Source organism: Pueribacillus theae (genome assembly GCF_003097615.1).
GTDB lineage: Bacteria > Bacillota > Bacilli > Bacillales > UBA6769 > Pueribacillus > Pueribacillus theae.
In genome coordinates, this window is sequence record NZ_QCZG01000092.1 from 1 (window position 1) to 2,225 (window position 2,225).

Annotated in this window: 3 protein-coding genes; all 3 read right to left on the reverse strand. The window is 36.5% G+C overall.

Annotation, left to right across the window (positions count from 1 at the left end; translation table 11 throughout):
* Nucleotides 1-286 precede the first annotated feature (286 nt).
* The 3 genes from DCC39_RS18700 to DCC39_RS18710 are packed head-to-tail and all read right to left on the reverse strand — an operon-like array spanning nt 287 to nt 2,117.
* The gene (locus tag DCC39_RS18700; RefSeq protein ID WP_116556391.1) at nt 287-634 is read right to left on the reverse strand and encodes a cupin domain-containing protein; all 348 of its coding nucleotides are present in this window, start codon (nt 632-634) and stop codon (nt 287-289) included.
* A 2-nt stretch (nt 635-636) separates the two neighbouring features.
* On the reverse strand, nt 637-1,311 hold the full coding sequence (locus tag DCC39_RS18705; RefSeq protein WP_165820942.1) for a DUF2848 family protein: 675 nt from the start codon (nt 1,309-1,311) through the stop codon (nt 637-639).
* A 35-nt stretch (nt 1,312-1,346) separates the two neighbouring features.
* Nucleotides 1,347-2,117: a carbon-nitrogen family hydrolase gene (locus tag DCC39_RS18710; protein WP_116556393.1), complete on the reverse strand. Its 771-nt coding sequence runs from the start codon at nt 2,115-2,117 to the stop codon at nt 1,347-1,349.
* Nucleotides 2,118-2,225 lie beyond the last annotated feature (108 nt).

The following is a 2,225-nucleotide window of genomic DNA, read 5'->3' on the forward strand; positions in this document are numbered from 1 at the left end:
CGATGCCTTGAAAGGCAGGATGCGTGATGACATCGCTTACTTTTTCGCCATTTACAAAAATACTTCTGTTCCCTTTTAATGATTCAATATACTCTGAACCGCTTCTTACCATACATGACCACCCTTTCTAAATTTAAACATTAAAAAATTACTCTACTTTTTTTAAAAAAACAGGATTCAGATAATACTGAACCCTGTATACATTATAATAAACCCTGAATACATCAGTCAATCATTTTTTTGCTACTTTTGTCGAATAAAGTCCCCTTACTGTGTTTTTATAACGTTATGATTCCTTTGCATAATAGCGAACTTCAAATATTTTACATCCATTAGGCGATTTCCAAGGTCCATGCTTCATACCTGGAGGGCGGCACGCGACCATTCCAGCTGTAAACTCCTCGTTTAATTCCAAATCAATAATTGAACCCTCAATGATACAAAGCTCTTCCCAAAAATCATGAATTTGCACCCCGTTTGGCGATGTATCTGTTCCAGGTTCAAATTCAAGAATCCTTGTTGCAACTTCAGTACCCGGGATTTGAGCTATCACTCTTTGCGCCAATCCTTTTGGATTTAATTCTTCCTTCTCAAACTTATGAAAATCCGTAAACTCTAGCTCTTGTTTAGGCATTCTTAGTCCTCCTTCGAATCGGTTAATATTTTGACTTCGTAACTTAGTTTTATCTTTTTATTCGTTTTTGAATCACTTAATTCTGCCCGAAACTTTTCTCCATAAAGAAACTTGTCTGTTTTAAGTGGTGGTGTACCACAAAACAAAACTGTGTTTGTAGTCGAATATCCACGTTCTTTAATGATTTCCAATAGCTCTTTAGGAGGTAAAAAATCCCCTAATTTTCCGGCCTGATAAAGTTGTTCCTTACCGTTTAAAACCATCCAACTTTTTAATTCAATGTCATCCCAATGATCTTCGATTGAAGCAAGTTCCCACAGTTCATTTGAAATTGGTTTAGCACAAACTTGTTTCGATTTATGCACGGATACAGCTTCAAGTTTACGATCTGTATGATCACTGCCTAATCCAACGTACCACTTACCATTAATGCTAAGTAGAACTACCTCTGCTTCTCCGCTCCCATCGTTTTTTACTGTAGTAATGAAATCCCTTGTTGATAAAAGCTCGGGAGATAGATCATAAACCATTGGCACTTGATTTGGAGCTGCCACTCCTATTTTTTTCAATTCTTCAATATGAGCTTGCAACGATTTTTGATCCCTTGCTGTATATCCTGCGATAAGCAGATTTTCAGGTTCAAAAACTATCTCTTTTTTATCCAAATAAAACTTCAATATTTTTACCTCCAAAATGAAAGACTTATCTCGTTCTATAAAACACGGTGTTTTAAATTTGGGAATCTTTCCCTTGTTTCTTCTATTACACTTAGGTCTATCTCTGTTTTTAAAATCGTTTCACTGTCACCTACTTTAGCAAGTACCGTCCCCCAGGGGTCTACAACTTGGCTATGTCCCCCGAAAAAAGATCCCCTATGATCTCCCACACAGTTACAGGAAATAACATAACATTGATTTTCTAATGCTCTCGCAACGTTAAGGGTGTCCCAATGGATAATCCGTCGATGCGGCCAAGCTGCGGTCACTAAAAAGATCTCTGCGCCTAAATCGACTTGTTTTCTATAAAGCTCGGGAAATCTCATATCATAGCAAGTAGAGAGGCCTATTTTTCCAAATTTAGTATCAACAACCGAGATTTTATCTCCTCGTGTCAATATTTCTCCTTCTTTAGAGCCATATCTAAACAAATGTATTTTCCGATAAGTATCGAGAATCTCTCCTTCATTACTAAAAAGTACACTCGTATTAAAGAATTGGTTTCCTTCTCTTTCAACAAAACTACCTGCAAATAACATTAAATTTAATTCTTTTGCCTTCTTCATATAATGCTGGACAAACGATCCATCCAATTCTTCAGCTTCTTCAACGTATTTATCAAACGAAAAGTATCCTGTTGCCCATATTTCAGGCAATATAACTAGATCATAATCCTTTAATTGTTCTAGCATGGCATCAACATGGTGCATACGCTGCTGCTTTGACTCGTTATCCTTTATTTCTAGCTGTATAGCTGCTACTTTCATATTTTTTGCCCCCATATAGCACATTATTCACTATTATCAATGCATCCAATTTGCTCTTCATATACTAATTTTTGCCGGCAAACCGTATTCCTCCATACATTTATCCAC

What these genes read in the sequence shown, in the direction of transcription:
- DCC39_RS18710 (WP_116556393.1), bottom strand. Translation starts at nt 2,117, where the DNA reads ATGAAAGTAGCAGCTATACAGCTAGAAATAAAGGATAACGAGTCAAAG.
- DCC39_RS18700 (WP_116556391.1), bottom strand. Translation starts at nt 634, where the DNA reads ATGCCTAAACAAGAGCTAGAGTTTACGGATTTTCATAAGTTTGAGAAG.